Here is a 20,995-nt window from a genome sequence, read left to right as displayed (position 1 = left end):
CCGCGCGCGGGTCCCCTAGAGTCGGTGAGCGTGAGCACTCGGATACTCGTCGTCTACTACAGCTCGACCGGCAACACCGCCGCCCTCGCGGAGTCCCTCGCCGCCGGCGCCCGGGAAACCGGGGCCGACGTGCGGGTGCGGACCGTACCCGAAACCGTGCCGCCCGAGGCGATCGCGAAGAACCCGCGCTGGCAGGCGTGGCTCGACTCGGGGCCGCACCACGAGCTCGCCACGCTCGACGACCTCGTGTGGGCGGACGGGCTCGCCGTCGGCAGCCCGACCCGGTTCGGCAGCCCGGCGGCCCAGCTGAAGTCCTTTTTGGACAGCACGGGTGGGTTGTGGGCGCAGGGAAAGCTGGCCGACAAGGTCGCGACGTCGTTCACGACGGCGTCCACCCGGCACGGCGGCCTCGAGTCGACGCTGCTGGCGATCAACAACGTCTTCTACCACTGGGGCGCGATCGTCGTCCCGCTCGGCTACACCGACCCGCACCTGATGGAGTCCGGCAACCCGTACGGCGGCTCGTTCGTCTCCCGCAAGTCGGCGGCGCCGGACGACCTCGCGCTCGGCGCGCTGCGCGTCCAGGGGCGCCGGCTCGCGACGATCACGACGCACGTCGCCACCGGGCTGAAGCAGTCCGAGTAACCGGAAAAAGCGCTTTGGCAGTGACGCGGCGGGCCCTACAGTCGCGGTGGTGACCACCGAGCTGCCCGTCCTCGCGCCACCCCGGGTGGCCCACCGCGGCCGCGGGACGACCCTCGTCCTGCTCGCCGCGCTGTTCTTCAGCACGTCGGGCACGCTGGGCAAGTCCGCGATGTCCGCCGGGTTCAGCCCGGAGCAGGTGGCGGCGATGCGGATCGGCGTCGCCGGGCTCGTGCTGCTCGCCGGGGTGGCGCTGGTCGCGCCGCGGAAGCTGCGGGTCCGCCGGACCGAGCTCCCGGTCCTGGCCGGCTACGGCCTGCTCGGCGTCGCCGGGGTGCAGCTGCTCTACTTCGTCGCCGCGGGCCGGATCCCGGTCGGCATCGCGATCCTGCTGGAGTTCGTGTCGCCGGTGCTCATCGCGCTGTGGGTGCGGTTAGTGCGGCGGCACCGGCTGCCGCGGTCGGTGTGGGGCGGCATCGCGCTGGCCATGCTCGGGCTGTCGCTGGTCGCGCAGGTCTGGCAGGGCGTCACGCTGAACGGCGTCGGGCTGCTCGCCGGCTTCGGCGCGGCGCTGTGCTCGGCCGGGTACTTCCTGCTCGGCGAACGCGCGGTGGCCGACATCGACCCGCTGGGCCTGGTCACCTGGGGCATGGTGATCGGCGCGGTGCTCGTGAGCATCGTCGCGCCGCCGTGGACGTGGCCGGTCGAGCTGCTCGGCACCGACGTCGCGTTCGGCGCGTGGCGCCCGCCGGTGTGGTTGTTGCTCGTCCTGCTGGTGTTGGTGGCGACGGTGTTCGCGTACGTCTTCGGGATTTCGTCGCTGCGGCACCTGCCGGCGTCGGTGGCGAGCGTGCTCGGGCTGGTCGAGCCGGTGATCGTCACCGTGACGGCGTGGGCGCTGCTCGGCGAGGAGCTCACCTGGGTGCAGCTGCTCGGCTCGGCGATCCTGCTGGCCGGCGCGTACCTGGTGCAGCGGAAGTCCGAGATCCTCACGAGCTGAGTTCTTCACGATCCGGCGTCGGAATGCGAGAATTCTCCACCATGACGACGTCGGGGCTGCGGCCCGAACTCCGGCAGCGGCACGTCCGGATGATCGCCCTCGGCGGCATCATCGGCGCGAGCCTGTTCATCGGCAGCGGCGCGGTGATCCACACCGTCGGCCCGGCGGCCGTGCTGTCCTACGCGCTGGGCGGGCTGCTGGTCGTGCTCGTCATGCGGATGCTCGGCGAGATGGCGACGGCCGCGCCGGCGCTCGGCTCGTTCATGGAGTACGCGCGGGACTCCCTCGGCGGCTGGGCGGGCTTCACGATCGGCTGGCTGTACTGGTACTTCTGGGTCGGCGTGGTCGCGTTCGAGGCGGTCGCGGGCGCGAAGATCCTGCAGGGCTGGATTCCCGGGGTGCCGCAGTGGGTGTTCTCGCTGGCGCTGATGCTGCTGCTGACGGCGACGAACCTGGCGTCGGCGCGGTCGTTCGGCGAGACGGAGTTCTGGCTGGCGTCGATCAAGGTCGCGACGATCGTGGTGTTCCTGGTGCTGGGCTTGCTGTTCGTGCTGGGGCTCTGGCCGGGCGCGCACTTTTCGGTGGGCAACATCGGCCTCGACGGCTTCGTGCCGAACGGCGGTTTTTCGGTCGTCCACGGCGTGGTGATCGTCATTTTTTCCTATTTCGGCGCGGAAATCGTCACGATCGCGGCGGCGGAGTCCGACCAGCCGGAGACGGCGGTCCGCAAGGCGACGTCGACGATCGTGTGGCGCGTGATCGTGTTCTACGTGGGTTCGGTGGCCCTGCTGGTGATGATCACCCCGTGGCGCGAGATCCCGACCGAGACGAGCCCGTTCGCGGCGGCGTTCGGCCGCTTCGGCGTCCCGGCAGCGTCCACAGTGGTCAGTGCGGTGGTCCTGACGGCAGCGCTGTCGGTGCTGAATTCGGGGCTGTACACGGCATCCCGGATGTTGTTCGCCCTGCACCGCCACGCCTGGGCGCCATCGTGGATCGCCGACACGAACGCGCGAGGGGTGCCGTGGAAGGCGATCCTGGCGTCCACTTCGGTCGGGTACGTGGCGGTGGTGATGAGCTACGTGTCCCCGGACAAGATCTTCTACTTCATCATCAATTCGGCGGGCGCGGTGGCGTTGTTCGTGTACGCGATCATTTGCGGGTCACAGTTGCGGATGCGGCGGCGGTTGGAGGCTTCGGCGCCGGAGACGTTGAAGCTGCGGATGTGGGGATATCCGTGGTTGAGCTGGTTGACGCTGGTGGTGACGTTGTCGGTGGTGGCGTCGATGCTGTTCGTGGACGAGGACGCGCGGTCGCAGTTGTATCTGAGTTTGATCAGCTTGGCGGTGATCCTCGGGGTCTACGCGCTCGTCCGCCGGCGCGCCGAGCGCGCACCGGCGGAGACCGCGGACAATTGACCCGAGTGTCGCACAGCTCGGCCGCCGGCTGGTCCAGCAGCTGAAACACGGCGAATCCGTGGAAGGCGGCGGAGAACCGGACCTCACCGGGGCGACCCTCGACGCGATGCTCAAGTACCCCGCCCGAGACCGAAGTCCGCCGACGATCCCTTCGCCACCCCGCCGTGGACAGACCGCGTGTTCGGCAACGTATACGAGCGAACTGAAATACTTCCGGTGGGCGAGGAAGGGCGCACCGGCCGGGCTCAGGTCGGCCAACGCCGTCCTCATGAAGTGGGCCTCGGAGGCGAGGGAGGCAAAGGCCGTCGTCGACTACAGGTGCGCTAACCGCCGGCGATCCGGGACAGGGCCCCGAAAAACACGTCCGTGATCTTCGCCGGGTCCGGGGCCAAGAACGCCTGACCGCCCGTCGCCGCGGTCAGCTGGTCGAGTTCCGGTTTGTCCGCGTCCGGGCCTATGCCTACTCCGATCAGGGGGATCGGGCGGCGGGGGTCCTGCAGCTTGGCCAGCTCGGTCAGCAAGTCCGCGCGGGAAATGCCGTGCGGGTCGTCGTTGCGGCCGTCCGTCAGGACGATCACCAGGTTCAACCGGCCCGGCTCCCACTCGCGCCTTGCCGTGCGGTACGTGTCCAGCACGCTGTCGTACAGCCCCGTTCCGCCGTCCGGGGTTGCCTTCACCTGGGCCAGCCGGTCCAATGCTCCGCTCGACAGGTGCTGGGCCACCGAGGCCATCGGGAGCAGCTCGCGGTAGTCCTTGTCGCCGTCCAGGCGCGTCGAAAACGCCAGCATCCGCAGCTGGGTCGTCGGCTTGAACAGGTGCATTGCCTTCTCCGTCGCCTGCATCGACACCTGCATGCGGTTCAGCCCCGTCCCCGGCACCTGGGCGTTCATCGACCCCGACACGTCGACGAGCACCTGCACCCGCGCGCTCAGGTTGATCCCGGCCCACTGGTTGAGCAGCTCGTCGACGGCTCCCGCGGCCGGGATGCCCGCCGCGCGGATGCCCGGGGACGACACGCGCCGGTCGTCGGCGTGGTCTCGCAGGGCTTGACCGCCCGCCGCGCGCAGGCCCGTCTTCGCGATCGCGTCCGCGCCCGGGTCGCCGAGCACCGCCTCGCGCAGCGCGTCGACGATCGGACGCTGCTGCGGCGTGATTCCGCCCAGCTCGGCGAACGGGTAGTCCAAAGTGGGCACTGCCGTCGCGTAGACGGCGACGAGCGGCGACGTCCGGTCCTCGATGTTGTGGCGCAGCACCGAGTTCTCCGACGCGGGGAACGCCGTCACCGACGCCGTGCCGCCGCTGCCGCTCGAGCCCGGCAGCCGCGCGATCAGGTCCGTCTCCGCGCCGAGCGTGTTGGCCGAGAACCGCCGCAGCAGCGCGACGTACGCGCCCGCGGGCTCGGCCGCCGCCCGGACGCTCTCCTTCAGCCCGAGCAGCGCCAGCGCGCCGACCGCGTCGCGAGCCGGGTCGGACATCCCCGGGACGGTGCCCGGCGCGCCCAGCACGTCGGCCCACGTGGCGTCGCGCTGCGGCCAGCCGACGCCCTTGACGACGTCCTCCGCGACGGCCAGCACCACCGGGGAGCTCGCCACCGACGCCCCGCTCTCGGGGACGTCGCCCGCGCCGAGCTGGCGGGCGCGCCGCAGCGCGAGGGTCGAGTCCGGCACCCACACCTGCGGCCGCGGGCTGCCGTCGGACAGGGCGAGCCGTTCGGCGGCCGACGCCGGCTCCCTGGTCTGGACCTCGACGGAGCCGCACGAAAGGTCGAGACCACGGGCGACGAGCGAAAGCGCCGGAGCGACGTCGGCGGACGCGGTGACCAGGACCTTCGGCGGCTGCACGCACGTGGGCCGCGACCGCACCGACGAAACGGTCACCCAGGCCGCGACGCCGAGGACGACCACGAGCCCGGTGGCGACGGCGGGCACCAGCAGCCGGCGTCGCTTTCCGTCGGAGTGACGTCCCATCGCGGCCTCTCTTCCCGAGGCGGGCTGGGACCAAGGTTAGCGCCGGGCAAAGCACCGGTTCGTGGTCCGGACGGCCTAACAACGCCTCATACCGGGGAGGGAGGCGATGCCGTCCCGGAGCGGGATGTCCCGGGCCCGCGCACGCGGAACACTGGATGTCTACCGCTTGGGGGTACGCATGAAGCCGACACGAACCGAACAACGGCAGGCGCGCAGGGCACTCCTGCGTCAGATCGCCACCGTCGCCTTCGCCTTGGGCCTGGCCACGGTGACGCGCTAGAAAGCCGTCAGGGGCACCTTCACGGCCTCAAGAGCCGTGAAGATGCCCCCACGGGCGTCAGACCGGGATGACCGTCGGGACGATCATCGGGCGGCGGCGGTAGGTGTCGGCCACCCAGCGGCCGACCACCCGGCGGACCGCCTGCGCGATCCGGTGCGTGTCGGTGATGCCCTCGGACTCGGTGCGCGCCAGCTCCATCTCCACCAGCGGCACGACGGCGTCGAGCGCCTTCGGGTCGTCGGAGAAGCCGCGGCCGGACACCGTCGGGCTGCTGACCGCACGGCCCGTGCTGGAGTCCACCGCGACGCTGATCGAGATGAACCCGCCCTCGCCGAGCACCAGCCGGTCGGACAAGGTCGACTCGCCGACGTCGCCGACCGAGAGGCCGTCGACGTAGACGTGCCCGACCTCGACGCGGCCGGTGCGGGACGCCTTGCCGTCGACCAGGTCGACGACCACGCCGTCTTCGGCGATGACCACGTTCTCGGCCGCGACACCGGTGCGGATCGCCAGCTCGCCGTTCGCGCGCAGGTGCTTCCACTCGCCGTGGACCGGCATGACGTTGCTCGGGCGCACCGCGTTGTACAGGTAGAGCAGCTCCCCCGCCGACGCGTGGCCGGACACGTGCACCTTGGCGTTGCCCTGGTGGACGACGTTCGCGCCGAGCCGGGTCAGGCCGTTGACCACGCCGAACACCGCGGTCTCGTTGCCCGGGATCATCGAGCTGGCCAGCACGACGGTGTCGCCCGCGCGGATCGAGATCTGCCGGTGCTCGCCGCGCGCCATCCGCGACAGCGCCGAGAGCGGCTCGCCCTGAGAACCCGTCGAGACGAACAGGACCTTGCTCTCCGGGAGGGTGCTCGCCTGGTCGAGGTCGACCAGCAGCCCGTCCGGCACGTTGAGCAGGCCCAGCTCCGCCGCGATCCCCATGTTCCGGACCATCGACCGGCCGACGAACGCGATCCGGCGGCCGTGCCGCTGCGCGGCGTCGAGGACCTGCTGGACGCGGTGGACGTGGCTGGCGAAGCAGGCCACGATCACGCGCTGGTCGACGCGGCGGATGACGTCGTCGAGCACCGGGCCGATGTCGCGCTCGGGCATGACGAACCCGGGGACCTCGGCGTTGGTCGAGTCGACGCAGAACAGGTCGACGCCCTCGTCGCCGAGCCGGGAGAACCCGGCCAGGTCGGTGAGGCGCCCGTCCAGCGGGAGCTGGTCGAGCTTGATGTCGCCGGTGTGCAGGACCACGCCCGCCGGGGTGCGGATGGCAACGGCCAGCGCGTCCGGGATGGAGTGGTTGACCGCGAAGAACTCGAGGTTGAACACACCGACGTCGCGGCGCTCGCCCTCGCGGACCTGGATCAGCTTCGGCCGCTGCCGGTGCTCCTTGGCCTTCGCCGCGAGCAGGGCGTTCGTGAACTTCGAACCGTAGATCGGCAGGTCCGGCCGCAGGCGCAGGAGGAACGGGACGGCACCGATGTGGTCCTCGTGCCCGTGGGTGAGCACCAGTCCGTCGATGTCGTCGAGGCGGTCCTCGATCGCGCGGAAGTCGGGCAGGATCAGGTCGACGCCGGGCTGGTCGTCCTCGGGGAAGAGCACCCCGCAGTCGACGATGAGCAGCCGGCCGCCGAATTCGAAGACGGTCATGTTGCGCCCGACCTCGCCGATGCCGCCCAGCGCGACGACGCGCAGGGCTCCCTCGGGGAGTGCGGGCGGGGCGTTGGTGGGGCCTGGACCGGGGGGAAGTGAGCTCACCGAGGCAGGGTCCCAACGCTGGTGTGCGAGGTCGGCGCCACGTAGGCGGCCCTCGAGTCTGCTTGTGCCACCCGCTCACCATGCCAGTCCTGGGCCGCCGTGTCGCCCAGCGGCACGCCGCCCTGGCCGAGATCGGCGGCGATCAGGGTGGCCTGCTCGGCGGTCGGGGCGACGATCGGGAGCCGCGGCTCGCCGACGTCGAAGCCGCGCAGCCGCAGCGCCGTCTTGCTGAACGCGACCCCGCCGACCCGCGACATCGCGCGCAGCACCGGCAGCATGCCGCGGTGGTTGGTGCGCGCGGTGGACGTGTCGCCGTTCTCGTAGGCGTCGATCATGGCGCGGATCCGGCCCGCGACGACGTGACCGATCACACTCACCACGCCGGTGCCGCCGACGGAGATCCACGGCAGGTTCAGGCCGTCGTCGCCCGAGTAGTACGCGAGGTGGGTGTTGGCGATGACCTCGGAGCCGGCGATCAGGTCGCCCTTGGCGTCCTTGACCGCGACGATCCGCGGGTGCTCGGCCAGCCGCAGCAGCGTGTCGACCTCGATCGGGACGACCGAGCGCGGCGGGATGTCGTAGAGCATCACCGGCAGGCCGGTGCTGTCCGCGACCGTCGTGAAGTGCGCGTGCAGGCCGGCCTGGCTCGGCCGCGAGTAGTACGGGGTGACGACCAGCAGGCCGTGCGCGCCGGCCGCTTCGGCCTGCTTCGCCTGCTCGATGCTGTGCGCCGTGTTGTTGGTCCCCGCGCCGGCCACGATGGTCGCGCGGTCGCCGACGGCCTCGACCACGGCGCGGATCAGCTCCTGCTTCTCCGCGTCGGTCGTGGTCGGGCTCTCACCGGTGGTGCCGTTGACCACGAGGCCGTCGTTCCCCAGCTCCACGAGGTGCTCGGCCAGCTCCTGCGCCCGCTTCAGGTCCAGCGCGCCTTCGGTGTCGAAGGGGGTGACCATCGCGGTGAGCACGCGCCCGAAGGGTCTTCCCGGCGCTGCGGTAGGTGGGTTGGACATGCTCCAGACGGTACCCCGTCGCACCGACAAAACCGCGCCGACCTGGTCACGCCCGGCGAAGTGCGGAGGATTTCCGGGACCCGGCCGCTCGTCGCGGAACTTCTACTTGACCTTGGTCATGATCGGCGCGGTGATGGGGCCGCCGTCGGCCCGGCTCAGCAGGCAGTAGAACTCGCGGGTGGGCCCGTCGTTGCCGTTCTCGCCGGACGGCGTGCGCTCCCACTCGGCCTGGGTGGGGACGATCGCGCGGAAGGTCAGGTCCGGCCGTTTGGCGTCGGGGACGATCGACGACCGGAACGCGGTCGCGCACGCCGCTTCGGCGCTCGCCGTCACCGCCGGCAGCCCCGGGTAGGCCGCGATCTTGGCGTCCTCGGCGTTCCAGTTCTCGACCGACAGCAGGCCGCCGATCTCGTAGACCTCGAGCGTGTGGCTGTTGCCGCACTCGGTGTGGTTGTCCTCCTTGCTGATGACCGCGCCGTCCTGGACCGGCCCGTTGTAGCAGCGGTTGTAGTCGGTGACGTCCACGCGCAGCTGGCCGTTGACGCCGAAGGTCATGGTCGGCTGCTTCTGCTTGTCGGCGGCGGGCGTCTCGTACGCCTTGCCGGCGAAGAAGCCGCCGACCAGGGCGGCGACGACCAGCACCGCGGCGGCCGACAGCCACAGCGCGCGGAGGTTCTTCTTCGGCGGCTGGGCCGCGACCTGCGTCGGGGGGTGGCCCAGCATGGCGGTACCGCCTGGCGGGGTGGGCCGCATGCCCTGCGCCGTGGTCAGCAGGTTCTGCGCCTGCGCCGCGGTGAGCCGCGCGTCGGGGTTGGCGACGAGCAGGCCGAGGACGGCCGCGGCGAGCGGGCCCTGGCCGCGGGTCAGGTACGGGATCTCGGTCATGATCGCGTGCAGCGTCGCGGCCGTGGTCGCGCGCTCGAACGGGATCGTGCCTTCGACGGCGAAGAACAGCGTCGCGCCCAGGGACCACAAGTCGGACGCGGGCAGCGCTTCGCGGCCCTCGACGCGCTCGGGCGCCATGAACGCGGGCGACCCGACGATCATGCCGCTGGTGGTCAGGCGCGGGTCGTCGACGGCGTGGGCGATGCCGAAGTCGGTGAGCTTCACGCGGCCGTCCGGCGCGACCAGGATGTTCGCCGGCTTGACGTCGCGGTGCACGATCCCGGCGGCGTGCGCGGCCTGCAGCGCGGCCAGCACCCGCTCCCCCATCAGCGCGGCCTGCGCGGCGGGCATCGGGCCGCGCTGGCGCACGAGGTCGGCCAGCGACGGCGCTTCGACGAGCTCCATGACGATGAACGTGGTCCCGCCGTCGGTGACGACGTCGTAGACCGTGACGATGGCCGGGTCGTTGAGCCGCCCGCCGGTGCGCACCTCGCGCAGCGCGCGCTCGGAGAAGACGGCGGCGGACTCGGCGTCGGGCAGCCGCAGCTCCTTGACGGCGACCTGGCGGCCGATGACCTGGTCCTGCGCCCGCCACACGACACCCATGCCGCCGCGGCCGAGCTCGCCGAGGAGCGCGTAACGGCCCGCGACCACCCGCTGACCAGGCGTGGCAGGCGCCCGCGGTGGATACGGCCGGGTCTGTTCGTCGGTCACGGTGCTCCTTTTGGCGGCGGTCGCGCAGATGCTAGTCGGACCGCTGCGGAGCGTTCGGGGTTCCGCCGAATCGTGACTCAGCGGCGCGTTTCGCCGCGGTACGGGATCCAGCGGTAGCCCGGCGCGAAGTCGCTGAAGTCGGCGCGTTCGCCGGTGGCGGCCCAGATGTCTTCGCTGACGACGAGCCCCGGGAAGATGGTCAGGTCCTTCTCGGCCATCAGTTCGGCGTACGTGCGGAACTCGCCGGTCTCGACGCCGGCGAGGGCGTAGCGGTAGACCGGCGGGGCGGTCCGCAGCAGCCAGTAGAGCTGCCGTCCGGCCGCGGTCCTGGCGACCGGATCGGCGGCCACCGCTTCGGGCGCCACCCCGCACCACCAGCCGGCGCCGTCGGAGAAGACGCGCGAAGGCAACCCGTCGAAGTGCTGCGCGAGATCCCGGGCGTGGTTCTCGCGTTCTCCGCATTCGACGTTCAAACCGTAGCTCCGGATCATCGGCTCAGCCAGCGAAGGTCAGGTAGATCAGGACCAGGTTCAACGTGATGATAACGCCCGCGACCACCGATGCCGCTACCGTCGTGAGCCGGCGGTTGACGTCCGCGCCCATCAGCCGCCGGTCCGCGGTCAGCCGGATCAGCGGCACCAGCGCGAACGGGATCCCGAACGACAGCACCACCTGCGAGACGACCAGGGCCGCGCTCGGGTCGGTGCCGAGGGCGAGGACCACGATCGCCGGGGTGAGCGTGACGAGCCGGCGCGTGACCAGCGGGATCCGCTTGTGCAGCAAGCCTTGCATGATCATCGCGCCCGCGTACGCGCCCACCGACGTCGACGCGAGCCCCGAGGCCAGCAGGCCGATGGCGAACATCAGCGCGATGCCGGGGCCGAGCGCCAGCGAGACCGCGCCGTGCGCGCCTTCGATGCTGTCGACGCCGGCCCGGCCCTGCAGGTTCGTCGCGGCGAGCAGCAGCATGCCGAGGTTCACCGCGCCCGCGAGCAGCATCGCCAGGCCGACGTCGGCGCGGGTGGCGCGCAGGAGCCGGCGCTTCTGCGCCCCCTCCGGGCGGCCGTGGCGGTCGCGGACCAGGCCGGAGTGCAGGTAGACCGCGTGCGGCATGACGGTCGCGCCCAGCATCGCCGCGGCGATGAGGATGCTGCCCGCGCCGTCGAACTTCGGCACCAGCCCGCCGAGCGTGCCCGCCGCGGACGGCGGCTCGACGAACAGGCTGGCCAGGAAGCCGATCGCGATCACCGCCAGCAGGCCGGTGACGACGCGTTCGAACGTCCGCTGGCCGCCGCGGTCCTGGACCGCGAGCAGCGTCAGCGAGACCGCGCCGGTGATCAGGCCGCCGGCGACCAGGGGCAGGTCGAAGAGGAGGTAGAGCGCGATCGCGCCGCCGACGACCTCGGCGAGGTCGGTGGCGATGGCGACGACCTCCGCCTGCAGCCAGTAGGCCAGCCGCGCGGGCCGGGACAGCCGGGCGCGCAGGGCCTCCGGCAGCGACATCCCGCTGACCAGCCCGAGCTTCGCGGACAGGTATTGCACGAGCACGGCCATCAGGTTCGCCGCGACGATCACCCAGACCAGCAGGTAGCCGTAGCGGGCGCCGGCGCTGATGTTGGAGGCGACGTTCCCCGGGTCGACGTAGGCGATCGCGGCGACGAACGCCGGGCCGAGCAGGGCCGACCCGGCGCGCAGGCGCGAGGCGAGTCTCGGCCGGACAGCCTCGGTGACCGCCATGGCGCCTGCCTCTCAACCGGGTGTCGGGGATCCCAAATCGAAGTTTAGGCACGCCGAACTTTCGATTTCAAGGGTGACGGCGCCCACCCTCGTGCCGGGAGTACCCGCGGATCGCCCGCGGAAAAGCGTCAAGGGTGCGCGACTTCGTGGCCGGACTCGCGCAGCGCCTTGACGGCGTGGTCGAGCTCCGTCGCGCGGACCAGGATGTGGTCGGTGTCGAACGTGGACATCGAGAACAGCGCGACCCCGGCCGCGGCCAGCTCGGAGGCCAGCGCGGCGATGATGCCGGTGAGGGTGAACTCGAGCGGCCCGCGGACCGAGAGCAGCCGCCAGCCGTCCTCCGCCGTACCGCCGGCCGGCTCCCGCCCGGCCGGGCAGATGATGGACAGCTCCTCGGGCGTCCGCGTCACCGAGACGAACGCGGGTTCGCCGGGCGCGAGGAGCCCGGCGGGCACCGGGGCGTCCGCGGGCAGCCGGACGACGGCGTACTCGCCGGGCCGGACGTCGATCGCCAGTCGTTTCATCAGCCTTCGAACACCTTCGGGCTCGTCGCGATCTCCGTGCCGTCCGGCAACGTCGAGATGGTGAAGTCGGCGAACACGTTCGCCGCGGCCTTTTGCAGGTGCCGCAAGCACTCCACGGCCAGCTGCCGGATCTCGACGTCGGCGTGCTCGGTGGCCCGCATCGCGACGAAGTGGCGCCAGGCCCGGTAGTTCCCGGTGACGACGATGCGGGTTTCGGTCGCGTTCGGCAGCACCGCGCGGGCGGCCTGGCGGGCCTGCTTCCGGCGCAGGGTCGCGCTGGGGACGTCGGCGAACTTCTCCTCGAGGCCGGCGAGGAGCTCGCTGTAGGCGTCGGCGCTCGCCCGGGTCGCGGCGAGGAACTTCTCGTGCAGCACGGGGTCGTTCGCGATGACCTCCGGCTCGACGAAGGCGGCGTCGGGCTCCGGCGCGTACCGGCGCGAAAGCTGCGAGTAGGAGAAGTGGCGGTGCCGGATCAGCTCGTGGGTCAGCGAACGCGAGATCCCGGTGATGTAGAAGGTCACCGAACCGTGCTCGAGCACCGCGAGGTGCCCGACGTCGATGACGTGCTCGAGGTAGCCGGCGTTGGTGGCGGTGGCCGGGTTCGGCTTGTCCCACGCCTGGTAGCAGGCGCGGCCGGCGAACTCGGCGAGCGCCTCGCCGCCTTCGGCGTCGGTCGACCAGGGCACGTCTTCCGGCGGCAAGAACTCCGTCTTCGCGATCAGCTGCACCCGTGGTGACACGGCCACGTTCACACTCCTTCCACCGGCTCTCCCGTGAGCCTAACCGCTCGCTTGACTGACACCACGAGTGACGTCATAGTGGTGTCATGGACCTGACGCCGTACATCGCCAACCTTCGCGAGGACCTCGCGAACACGGCTGCCGCCGGGGACGAGCACACCCGGCGGGCGGCCGCGCTGCTGTCCTCCGCGCTCGAACCCGCCGTCCGCCTGACACTCATGAACGCCCTCGCCGACCTCGCCGCCGAGGTCACGGCCGCATTGCCCGGCCAGGTGGTCGACGTGCGGCTGGACGGCCGGGACGTCCGCGTGGTCGTCACCGGCTCCGCCGAGGAGCCGACGTCACACACGACACCACGTGACACCACACCGCCGCCACCGCCGATCGACGGCGGGGACATCTCGCGCATCACCCTGCGCCTGGTCGAGCAGATCAAGGGCCAGGCCGAGCGCGCGGCGGCGGCGCAGGGCGTCTCGCTGAACACGTTCGTCTCCCAGGCGGTGCAGGGGGCGCTGGGGCACGGCTCGCTCGGCGCGGGCCCCAAGCACCACGGCAAGGGCGACCGGCCCGGGTCGCACCTGCACGGCTGGGTCGAAAGCTAGAGGGGATCGAAGATGAGTGACGAAGAGACGACGCCGGCCGCGGAGCCGAGCGACGAGCTGGTGCGGATCGACGAGTTCGAGGCCGAGGGCCCGCTGGACCTGGACGTCGGTGTGACGATCGGCCGCGTGGAGGTCGTCCTGGAGGGCGACTCCGGCGCCCGGGTCGAGCTGCGGCACGACCAGGGTGAGCAGCAGCCGTGGGTGGCGGGGGTCAACAGCCTGCTGTCCTGGGTCGGCGAGCGGTTCGGCGACCAGCTGGGCGTCGACCCGTCGGGGACCAACCCGGCCGAAGCGGTGCGGCAGAGCCGGATCGAGAAGCTGGGCAACCGGCTGGTCGTCCAGGCGCCGAAGGCGTGGCAGCTGCGGAACGTGGCGCTGTCGGTGATCGTCCGCGCGCCGGCGGGGTCCCACGTGGACGTCCGGGCGGGCGCGGCGGACGTGACGGTGACCGGCTCGGCCGGGCGCGTCGACCTGCTGACGGGCTCCGGCGAGGTCAAGCTCGACCGCGCCGACGGCTCGGCGACGGTCCGCACCGGCAGCGGCGCGATCAAGCTGGGCCCGACGCTGGGCGGGTTGCAGCTGCGCAGCGGCAGCGGCCACGTCGAGGCGTCGTCGATCGCGGGATCGGCGACGCTGGCGACGGGCACGGGCGACGTGTGGCTGGGCGCGGTGTCGGGCGAGGTGATGGCCCGCACGGGCAGCGGCGACCTGTCGGTGGCCGACGCGGCTTCGGGCTCGCTGGACCTGATCACGGGATCGGGCGAGGTCCGGGTGGGCATCCGCGGCGGGACGGCGGCGGAGGTCGAGCTGACGTCGAGTGGTGGCCGGGTGTCCAGCGAGCTGGACGTGGCGGACAGCGCCCCCGAGGGCGGGGTGCAGCTGAAGGTGCGGGCCCGCACGGGCTCCGGCAACGCGGTCGTGACGCGCGCGGCCGGCTGAGGGAAGCGGGGCGTTCCCGGCGGGGGCCGGGAGCGAACCGCACGACCGGGCGGGGCTTCCCGCGGCCGTCCGGTCAAGGGGGTGGCGGGCCGTTCCTGGCGGGGATCTCCGGGAACGGCCCGTTTTCCTGTCAGCGCACCAGCTTCTTCAACGCCGGAGCCAAGTCACCGCGCGCGCCCACCGCTACGCCGGACAAGCCCAGCCACTCCGCCATGTGCTTCAACTCCGCCGCCAGCTCCGGGAGCACCCGGGCGACGTCGACGCCTTCCTCCGCGAACGCTCCCTGGACCCGCAGCACCCCCGCCGCCCGGTCGGACTTCAAGTCGACCCGGGCCACCAGCGAGCCGTCCAAGAGGAACGGGAACACGTAGTACCCGTACACCCTTTTCGGCTCCGGGACGTAGATCTCGATGCGGTAGTGGAACCCGAACAGCCGCTCGGTGCGGGCGCGCTCCCAGATCAGCGGGTCGAACGGGCACAGCAGCGCCCGGCCCGTGATCGCGCGGGGCATGCGGGCCTCGACGTGGCGGTAGGCCGCCGCTTTCCAGCCGCGGACCGCGACCGGCTCCAGGATTCCCGACTCCACCAGCTCCGCCACCGCTTGGCGGGCCGGGGCCGGGCCCAGGCGGTAGTAGTCGCGCAGATCGGTCTCGGTGGCGACGCCCAACGCGCGGGCCGAGCGCTCGATCAAGCCTCGCGCGCCGTCCTCCGCCGACACCGTGCGGGACAGGATCTCGGCCGGGACCACCCGCTCGGTCAGGTCGTAGAGCCGCTCGAACGACCGGCGCGTGCCCGTCGTCAGCTGGCCGATGCCGAACAGGTACTCGCAGACGCGCTTGACCTCCGAGCGCTCCCACCACGAGCCCGGGCCGCGGCGCTGCGCGTCCGCCTCCACTTCGCGCTCGATGCCGCCGGCGCCGATCGGGCCCAGCTCCTTAACCACCGACAGGATCTCGTCGACCAGGCCCGGGGACTTCTCGATCAGCGGCCCGTAGTGCTTCCACCAGCCGTCGCGCTTCGCGCCCGAGCGGATCAGCGGCCAGTCCTCGATCGGGAGCAGGCTCGCCTCGTGCGCCCACGTCTCCACCAGCAGCCGCGGCTGACGCGCCGAGTGGGACCACGCCGCGCCGTCCAGGACCGCGGGCTCGTACGCGCCCAGGCGGGAGAACACCGGCATGTAGTGCGCCCGGACCGCGACGTTCACCGAGTCCAGCTGCAGCAGCTGGACCCGTGACAGCACCCGTTTCAGGTGCCGCCGGGACACCGGACCGGACGGACGGGGGTCGGCGAAGCCCTGTGCGGCCAGGAAGGTCTTCCGGGCCGTCGAGACGCTGATCGTTTGCATGGTGCCGTCATGGTGCCACCCACCACCGACAAAAACGCGCACCGCTAGATTCAGCACCCATGAGCGACGCCGCCGTCCGCCCCGCCGACCTGTCCGACGCCGCGGAGATCGCCCGCATCCAGCGCGACACCTGGCACGCCGCCTACGAGGACCTGCTCGGCAAGAGCGCCCTGGCCGAGCTGGACGCCGCCGATCTCGCCGGCACCTGGGCCGAGACCATCGAGTACCCCGGCAGCCAGGTCTACGTCGCCACCGAGGGCGACTTCACCGTCGGCTTCTGCGTCGCCGGCCGCGCGCCCGACGGCGAGGTCGCCGCCGCCGACGGCAGCCTGCCCGAGGACGCGGAGACCACCGGCCTGGTCGCCACCCTGCTCGTCGAGCCGCGGTGGGGCCGGCGCGGGCACGCCGGACGGCTACTCGCGACGGCCGCCGCGGGCCTCCGGGCCGACGGCGCCACCCGCGGCATCGCCTGGGTCGCCCAGGGCGACCACGCCTCCCTCGGCTTCTACCGCCGCGCCGGCTGGAACCCCGACGGCACGGTCCGCACCCTCGACACCGGCGACCGCATGGTCCGCGAGGTCCGGCTCACCGGCACCCTCGACCTCGCCCTCACCTGAGCCGGCGTCCCGGAAGATCACCCAGCGCATCACGGCGTACATGAACACGCCCTCGCACGCGCCCGCGAGCAGCCGTGACACGTGGTATTCGACGCCCAGCGCCGTCAAGCCCGCGCCCACACCCAGCAAAAACGCCGCGTAATTGACAACAATCGCGCCGATGTAAAGCACGAGCTGCATTCCGACGGCCGCGTGGGAATGGAAGTTGAACGTCCGGTTCAGCACGAAGCTCAGCCCGAACGCGCAGACGTACGCCAGCGTGATCGAAAGCCACACCGGCCAGCCGGCGACGCCGTGGAAGATCGTCAGCAACCCCAGGTCCACGCCGAACGTCAGACCGTTGATGACGCAGAAGCCCAGAAACGTCGGCGCCACGATCCGCGACAGACCCAGCGGGAGGACGCGCACGATCGCCTGGCAGAGGGCGCCGAACCGGTCGGCGGGCGTTCGGGATTGCTCGGCGGCCACCCGGTCAGGGTTCCAGCGGCAGGTGGCCGGAAGACGTCACGCAGGTGATCTTCTGGTGCGGACCACCCGCCGAAGAGGGGGGTTAACCCCCGTGCGCGGAGATTTCGAACTGATAACTTGGAACACACGAGCGAACGCGCGGAGGTGACACGATGAGCTGGATCCTGCTGACGCTGGGCGTCGCGTTCGGTTCGGCCATCGTGCCGCTGATCAACGCCGAGGTGTTCCTGATCGGGCTGTGCGCGAGCCAGCCGGGGCTGCACTGGCTGTGGCTCGGGGCTGCGGTGGCCGTCGGGCAGATCGCCGGGAAGACGCTGTACTTCCTGGCCGCCCGCGGGACGATCAAGCTGCCCAAGCCGCTGCACGACCGCCTGCACCGCGAGCGCCCGCTGACCGAGCGACGCGTCCGCTGGCAGCTGCGCACCAAGCGCATGCGCGGCTGGGTCGAGGCGCTGCGCGAGCGTTGCCACCGGCACCCGCACTGGATGGCGGGCACCTACGGGGTCAGCTCCCTGGTGGGCCTGCCCCCGTTCATGGCGACGAGCGTGCTGGCCGGGATGGTCCGCATGCGGCTCGCGACCTTCCTGACGACCGGGCTGGCCGGCAGGTGGATCCGCTTCAGTTTGATCGCCGCTTCACCTGCCGTTTTCGCGGGGTGGCTGCACCACTGAGACCAGGGCGGACCACGCGGCGGGGGAGACCGTGAGCTGGCCCAGGTGACGGGCTTTCGTGTCCCGCACCCCGACGGTCTCGGCGAGAAGCACCTCGACGCATTCGTCTTTCGCGGTGTAACTCGATTTGCGCCAAGTGTGCACGCTGCCCCCTTATCTCGCCGCCTCCCGAAGCAGGACTTGCGAGGCGTCTTCGGCCAATGCCTTGCCCAGCAAAAGCTTTACCAGCTTCCGGTAGCCGGCGGTAGCGTCCAACTCGTTGACGAAGGCGCTCGCGTGGTGATGCTCCAGCAGGACTATCGACGAGTCGGTGGCAAAGTCATAGAGAGCGAACATGCCGACCTTGCCGGGGTGGTACCCGACCTCGCGCGGCACGATCCGGAGCGAAATGTTGGGCCGGGTGGCCAAGGCGAGCAGGTGGTCGATCTGGTCGGACATGATGTCCTCGTCCCCGACCACCTCGCGGATCGCCAGCTCGGAAATGATGGCTTGCAGGCGCACCGGCTCGCGCCGGGAAAGAATCCGCTGCCGTTCCAAGCGAACCACCAGCCGTGCATCGGCTTCGGCCGGCTTGATTTCGGAGGCGGTCAGCAATGCCCGGGCGTAGTCGGGGGTCTGGAGCAGGCCCGGAATGACGAGCGGGGACCAGTTGGTGATCAGGCTGGCCGTGCGCTCGCATTGGATCACCGCCGTGAGGGCCGCGGGCAGATCCACCGGGTTGGAGTCCAGCCAGTTGGGTTCCTTGGCATGCGTTGCCACGTAGAGGATCCGCTGCGTCGTCGCCCGGTCGACACGCAGGTAGCCGAGGATGCGAGCCACCTCCTCCACCGGCGGCACCCGCATCCCCAGCTCCCACTGGGACAACAACCGCGGGTCGATCTCCAGCGCCCGCGCCAGCTCACGCAAGCCGAACTTCCGCGCTTCGCGCACTTCGCGCAGCGACGCGGACAACGCCCGCAACCCCGGTGACGATGAAGTCGGTTTCATGCGGGCGATAGTACGAATGCCCGGCATTTCCCGAATGAACGACAACTGTCAGCGAAATGCCACACCGCGAATTCAGCGGTCGGCGGCCTCCAGCTCGACGGCCTTCTTCATCGTCTCGCGAGCGCGCCGGCGGTCGCCCGCGATGTCGTACGCGTACGCCAGCTTGTACCAGGTCCGCCAGTTCTCCTGGTCCGCCTCGACCTCCGCGCGGCGCTCGGCGAACCACGCGTCGGCCGCGTCGCGGTCCACGCGGCCCGAAGGCCGGCGCGGGAGGTCCGAGACGTCCGGGAGCGCGCCCTCGGCGTCCAAGCGACGTGAGAGACGCTGGATCTGCACCCCGTTGCGCCAGGTCATCACGATGATCCACACGCCGAGCAGGGGCAGCAGGAACACGCCCACGCCCAGCGCGACGCCTACGCCCGTTCCCGTCTTGAACAGGGCGAACGCCCGGTCCGCGAGCAGGAACAGGTAGACGACCAGCGCCGCCGTCAGCAGCAGCGCGACGTTGCGAGCCTTCACAGGTCGAGGACGTTTTCCAGGCCGACCGTCAGGCCGGGGCGTTTCACCACTTCGCGCACGCCGAGCAGCACGCCCGGCATGAACGACGTCCGGTCGAGGGAGTCGTGGCGGATGGTCAGGGTCTCCCCCTCGCCGCCGAACAGGATCTCCTCGTGCGCCACCAGGCCCGGCAAGCGGACCGAGTGCACGCGGACCTCCTCGACCGTCGCGCCGCGGGCGCCGTCCAGCTCGGACGTCGTCGCGTCCGGACCCGGCGTGACGCCCGCCTCCGCGCGCGCCGCGGCGATCATCCGGGCGGTGTGCGCGGCGGTGCCGGAGGGCGCGTCGGCCTTGCGGTTGTGGTGCAGCTCGATGATCTCCGCCGACGCGTAGAACTTCGCCGCCTGGGCCGCGAACCGCATGGCCAGAACCGCGCCGAGGGCGAAGTTCGGCGCGATCAGCACACCCAGCGACGGCTTCGGCGCCAACAGCGCGCGCAGATCGGCCAAGCGGGACTCGCTGAAGCCCGTCGTGCCGACGACCGCGTGGATGTCGTGCTCGACCAGGTACTCCAGGTTGCCCATGACGGCGTCGGGGTGGGTGAAGTCGACGACGACCTGCGCACCGGCCAGCGCCGCGAAGTCGTCGCCCGCGTCCAGCGCGGCCACCAGCTTCAGGTCTCCGGCGCCCTCGACGGCGTTCACCACCGTCGCGCCCATCCGGCCGCGCGCACCGAGCACACCGACGTTGATGGTCATGAAGCGATCACCTCGTGCAGGTCGTCAGGAAGGTCGTCGGCGTGAGCGTACGGCCCGACGACCGCCGCCGCCGAGACCCCGCCCGGCCGCGCGAACAAAGTGCGAGCGAGCGCACACACGTCTTCGGTGGTGACGGCGTCGATGCGGGCGATCGTGTCGTCGACGCCCAGGTACCGGCCGTAGTTGAGCTCGTTCTTGCCGATCCGCGACATCCGCGACGACGTGTCCTCCAGGCCCAGCACGATCCCGCCGCGCAGCTGGCCCTTGGCGCGGGCCACCTCGGCGTCGGTCAGGCCGTCGACGCCGACCTTGTCGAGCACCTCGCGGATGACGCCGGCGACGTCGCCGAGCTTCTCCGGCTGGCAGCCCGCGTACACGGCCATGTGGCCGGTGTCGGCGTAGCTCGCGACCGACGAGTACACCTGGTAGGCCAGCCCGCGCTGCTCGCGGATCTCCTGGAACAACCGCGACGACATGCCACCGCCGAGCGCCGCGTTGAGGACCGACAGCGCGAAGCGCCGGTCGTCGTGGCGCGACAGCGACCGCAGGCCCAGCATGACGTGGGCCTGCTCGGTGTCGTCGGTGTGCAGGGCGAGCTTCGGCAGGGTCTTGATCCGGGCGCGGCCTTCGCGCGGCGCGATCGGCGTCGCGGCCCCGTTCAGGCGGTCCTTCAGGGCTTTGCGGACCAGCCGGAGCACCTGGTCGTGGTCGATGTTGCCGGCCACGGACAGGACCATCCGCGGCAGCGTGTAGCGGCGCTTGTAGAAGTTCCGCAGCGCGGCCGGCGACATCTCGATGATCGACTTCTCGGTGCCCAGCACCGGGCGGCCGAGCGGGTGGTCGCCGAGGATCGCGGACACGAACGTCTCGTGCAGGAGGTCCTCGGGGTCGTCGTCGCGCATCGAGATCTCTTCGAGGACGACGCTGCGTTCCATGTCCATGTCGCGGTCGGTGCAGAGCGCCTCGAACACGACGTCGGTGACCAGGTCCACGGCGAGCGGGAGGTCGGCGTCGAGCACCTGCGCGTAGTAGCAGGTGTGCTCCTTCGCCGTGAAGGCGTTGAACTCGCCGCCGACGGCGTCGACCTCTTCCGCGATCTGCTTGGCGTCGCGGTGCTTCGTGCCCTTGAACAGCAGGTGCTCGAGGTAGTGCGCGGCGCCGGCGACGGCGCCCGGCTCGTCGCGGGAGCCGATGCCGACCCACAGCCCGACCGTGGCCGAGCGGGACGCCGGGACGTGCTCGGTGATCACGCGCAGGCCGCCGGGGAGGACGCTGCGCTTGACGACCGCACCGTCCGGAGTGGACTCGAGCGTACGGGTGGTGCCGACGGGCTGCTCGTGCCCGGAAACCTGCCGTGCCATGGGTTCCTTACTCACGATGCCGCGAAGGCCTCCCCACCGGAATCGGCGAGGAGGCCTTCGACGGAACTGTCTCGAACCGG

21 protein-coding genes and 1 pseudogene are annotated in these 20,995 nt (G+C 71.3%); 7 read left to right on the top strand and 15 right to left on the bottom strand.

Annotated elements, in window-relative coordinates; genetic code table 11:
- Positions 1 to 30: 30 nt before the first annotated feature.
- From wrbA to ACZ7OH_RS21985, 3 genes are read left to right on the top strand one after another with little or no spacing between them, the layout of a single operon-like run.
- The gene (gene wrbA / locus ACZ7OH_RS21995) at positions 31 to 645 is read left to right on the top strand and encodes an NAD(P)H:quinone oxidoreductase (RefSeq protein ID WP_470282452.1); all 615 of its coding nucleotides are present in this window, start codon (positions 31 to 33) and stop codon (positions 643 to 645) included.
- Between the two features lie 49 nt (positions 646 to 694).
- Positions 695 to 1,642: an EamA family transporter gene (locus tag ACZ7OH_RS21990; RefSeq protein ID WP_470282451.1), complete on the top strand. Its 948-nt coding sequence runs from the start codon at positions 695 to 697 to the stop codon at positions 1,640 to 1,642.
- Between the two features lie 41 nt (positions 1,643 to 1,683).
- On the top strand, positions 1,684 to 3,057 hold the full coding sequence (locus tag ACZ7OH_RS21985; protein WP_470282450.1) for an amino acid permease: 1,374 nt from the start codon (positions 1,684 to 1,686) through the stop codon (positions 3,055 to 3,057).
- A gap of 323 nt (positions 3,058 to 3,380) precedes the next feature.
- Here ACZ7OH_RS21985 and ACZ7OH_RS21980 read toward each other — a convergent pair whose 3' ends face one another.
- The 8 genes from ACZ7OH_RS21980 to thyX all read right to left on the bottom strand — a co-directional run bounded on the left by ACZ7OH_RS21980 (position 3,381) and on the right by thyX (position 12,681).
- Positions 3,381 to 5,024, bottom strand: coding sequence for a substrate-binding domain-containing protein (locus tag ACZ7OH_RS21980; protein WP_470282449.1), 1,644 nt, complete (start codon positions 5,022 to 5,024; stop codon positions 3,381 to 3,383).
- A gap of 337 nt (positions 5,025 to 5,361) precedes the next feature.
- Entirely contained in the window at positions 5,362 to 7,059 is a 1,698-nt protein-coding gene (locus ACZ7OH_RS21975) for a ribonuclease J (RefSeq protein ID WP_470282448.1), read from the bottom strand.
- A complete protein-coding gene (dapA, locus tag ACZ7OH_RS21970; protein ID WP_470282447.1) occupies positions 7,056 to 8,069 on the bottom strand; it encodes a 4-hydroxy-tetrahydrodipicolinate synthase in 1,014 nt (337 codons plus the stop codon). The genes ACZ7OH_RS21975 and dapA overlap by 4 nt, the downstream gene beginning before the upstream one ends.
- Before the next feature lie 102 nt (positions 8,070 to 8,171).
- Complete coding sequence (locus ACZ7OH_RS21965) at positions 8,172 to 9,668, bottom strand: serine/threonine-protein kinase (RefSeq protein ID WP_470282446.1); 1,497 nt, start codon at positions 9,666 to 9,668, stop codon at positions 8,172 to 8,174.
- A 77-nt stretch (positions 9,669 to 9,745) separates the two neighbouring features.
- Positions 9,746 to 10,159, bottom strand: coding sequence for a hypothetical protein (locus ACZ7OH_RS21960; protein WP_470282445.1), 414 nt, complete (start codon positions 10,157 to 10,159; stop codon positions 9,746 to 9,748).
- 4 nt (positions 10,160 to 10,163) lie between these two features.
- A complete protein-coding gene (locus ACZ7OH_RS21955) occupies positions 10,164 to 11,405 on the bottom strand; it encodes an Nramp family divalent metal transporter (RefSeq protein WP_470282444.1) in 1,242 nt (413 codons plus the stop codon).
- A 128-nt stretch (positions 11,406 to 11,533) separates the two neighbouring features.
- Positions 11,534 to 11,929, bottom strand: a complete 396-nt coding sequence (locus tag ACZ7OH_RS21950; RefSeq protein ID WP_470282443.1) for an ACT domain-containing protein — start codon at positions 11,927 to 11,929, stop codon at positions 11,534 to 11,536.
- On the bottom strand, positions 11,929 to 12,681 hold the full coding sequence (gene thyX, locus ACZ7OH_RS21945) for an FAD-dependent thymidylate synthase (protein ID WP_470282442.1): 753 nt from the start codon (positions 12,679 to 12,681) through the stop codon (positions 11,929 to 11,931). Before thyX ends, ACZ7OH_RS21950 begins: the two co-directional genes overlap by 1 nt.
- 74 nt (positions 12,682 to 12,755) lie before the next feature.
- Here thyX and ACZ7OH_RS21940 point away from each other — a divergent pair, with 74 nt between their 5' ends.
- Together ACZ7OH_RS21940 and ACZ7OH_RS21935 are read left to right on the top strand one after the other, a co-directional pair.
- Entirely contained in the window at positions 12,756 to 13,271 is a 516-nt protein-coding gene (locus ACZ7OH_RS21940; RefSeq protein ID WP_470282441.1) for a toxin-antitoxin system HicB family antitoxin, read from the top strand.
- A 12-nt stretch (positions 13,272 to 13,283) separates the two neighbouring features.
- A complete protein-coding gene (locus tag ACZ7OH_RS21935; protein ID WP_470282440.1) occupies positions 13,284 to 14,210 on the top strand; it encodes a DUF4097 family beta strand repeat-containing protein in 927 nt (308 codons plus the stop codon).
- Positions 14,211 to 14,340: 130 nt separating this feature from the next.
- Here ACZ7OH_RS21935 and ACZ7OH_RS21930 read toward each other — a convergent pair whose 3' ends face one another.
- The gene (locus ACZ7OH_RS21930) at positions 14,341 to 15,555 is read right to left on the bottom strand and encodes a winged helix-turn-helix domain-containing protein (protein WP_470282439.1); all 1,215 of its coding nucleotides are present in this window, start codon (positions 15,553 to 15,555) and stop codon (positions 14,341 to 14,343) included.
- 59 nt (positions 15,556 to 15,614) lie between these two features.
- Here ACZ7OH_RS21930 and ACZ7OH_RS21925 point away from each other — a divergent pair, with 59 nt between their 5' ends.
- Positions 15,615 to 16,172: a GNAT family N-acetyltransferase gene (locus ACZ7OH_RS21925; protein WP_470282438.1), complete on the top strand. Its 558-nt coding sequence runs from the start codon at positions 15,615 to 15,617 to the stop codon at positions 16,170 to 16,172.
- A 72-nt stretch (positions 16,173 to 16,244) separates the two neighbouring features.
- Here the strand turns inward: ACZ7OH_RS21925 and ACZ7OH_RS21920 are convergent.
- A pseudogene (locus ACZ7OH_RS21920) lies at positions 16,245 to 16,496 on the bottom strand (GtrA family protein); the annotation flags it as partial.
- A gap of 296 nt (positions 16,497 to 16,792) precedes the next feature.
- Between ACZ7OH_RS21920 and ACZ7OH_RS21915 the strand changes: the two are divergent.
- On the top strand, positions 16,793 to 17,311 hold the full coding sequence (locus ACZ7OH_RS21915) for a hypothetical protein (protein ID WP_470282437.1): 519 nt from the start codon (positions 16,793 to 16,795) through the stop codon (positions 17,309 to 17,311).
- Here the strand turns inward: ACZ7OH_RS21915 and ACZ7OH_RS21910 are convergent.
- The 5 genes from ACZ7OH_RS21910 to ACZ7OH_RS21890 all read right to left on the bottom strand — a co-directional run bounded on the left by ACZ7OH_RS21910 (position 17,276) and on the right by ACZ7OH_RS21890 (position 20,915).
- Positions 17,276 to 17,404, bottom strand: a complete 129-nt coding sequence (locus tag ACZ7OH_RS21910; RefSeq protein ID WP_470282604.1) for a DUF397 domain-containing protein — start codon at positions 17,402 to 17,404, stop codon at positions 17,276 to 17,278. The genes ACZ7OH_RS21915 and ACZ7OH_RS21910 overlap by 36 nt on opposite strands.
- A gap of 60 nt (positions 17,405 to 17,464) precedes the next feature.
- Complete coding sequence (locus ACZ7OH_RS21905) at positions 17,465 to 18,298, bottom strand: helix-turn-helix domain-containing protein (protein ID WP_470282436.1); 834 nt, start codon at positions 18,296 to 18,298, stop codon at positions 17,465 to 17,467.
- A gap of 72 nt (positions 18,299 to 18,370) precedes the next feature.
- The gene (locus tag ACZ7OH_RS21900) at positions 18,371 to 18,817 is read right to left on the bottom strand and encodes a tetratricopeptide repeat protein (protein WP_470282435.1); all 447 of its coding nucleotides are present in this window, start codon (positions 18,815 to 18,817) and stop codon (positions 18,371 to 18,373) included.
- The gene (gene dapB, locus ACZ7OH_RS21895; protein WP_470282434.1) at positions 18,814 to 19,554 is read right to left on the bottom strand and encodes a 4-hydroxy-tetrahydrodipicolinate reductase; all 741 of its coding nucleotides are present in this window, start codon (positions 19,552 to 19,554) and stop codon (positions 18,814 to 18,816) included. Before dapB ends, ACZ7OH_RS21900 begins: the two co-directional genes overlap by 4 nt.
- Positions 19,551 to 20,915 (bottom strand): M16 family metallopeptidase, encoded by a 1,365-nt coding sequence (locus tag ACZ7OH_RS21890; protein WP_470282433.1) that lies wholly within the window; start codon positions 20,913 to 20,915, stop codon positions 19,551 to 19,553. The genes dapB and ACZ7OH_RS21890 overlap by 4 nt, the downstream gene beginning before the upstream one ends.
- Between the last annotated feature and the right edge of the window lie 80 nt (positions 20,916 to 20,995).

This window comes from Amycolatopsis sp. NPDC114478, from assembly GCF_055633805.1.
The sequence above is the reverse complement of the archived record's forward strand: the minus strand, read 5'-3'. Positions and strand labels throughout refer to the sequence as shown.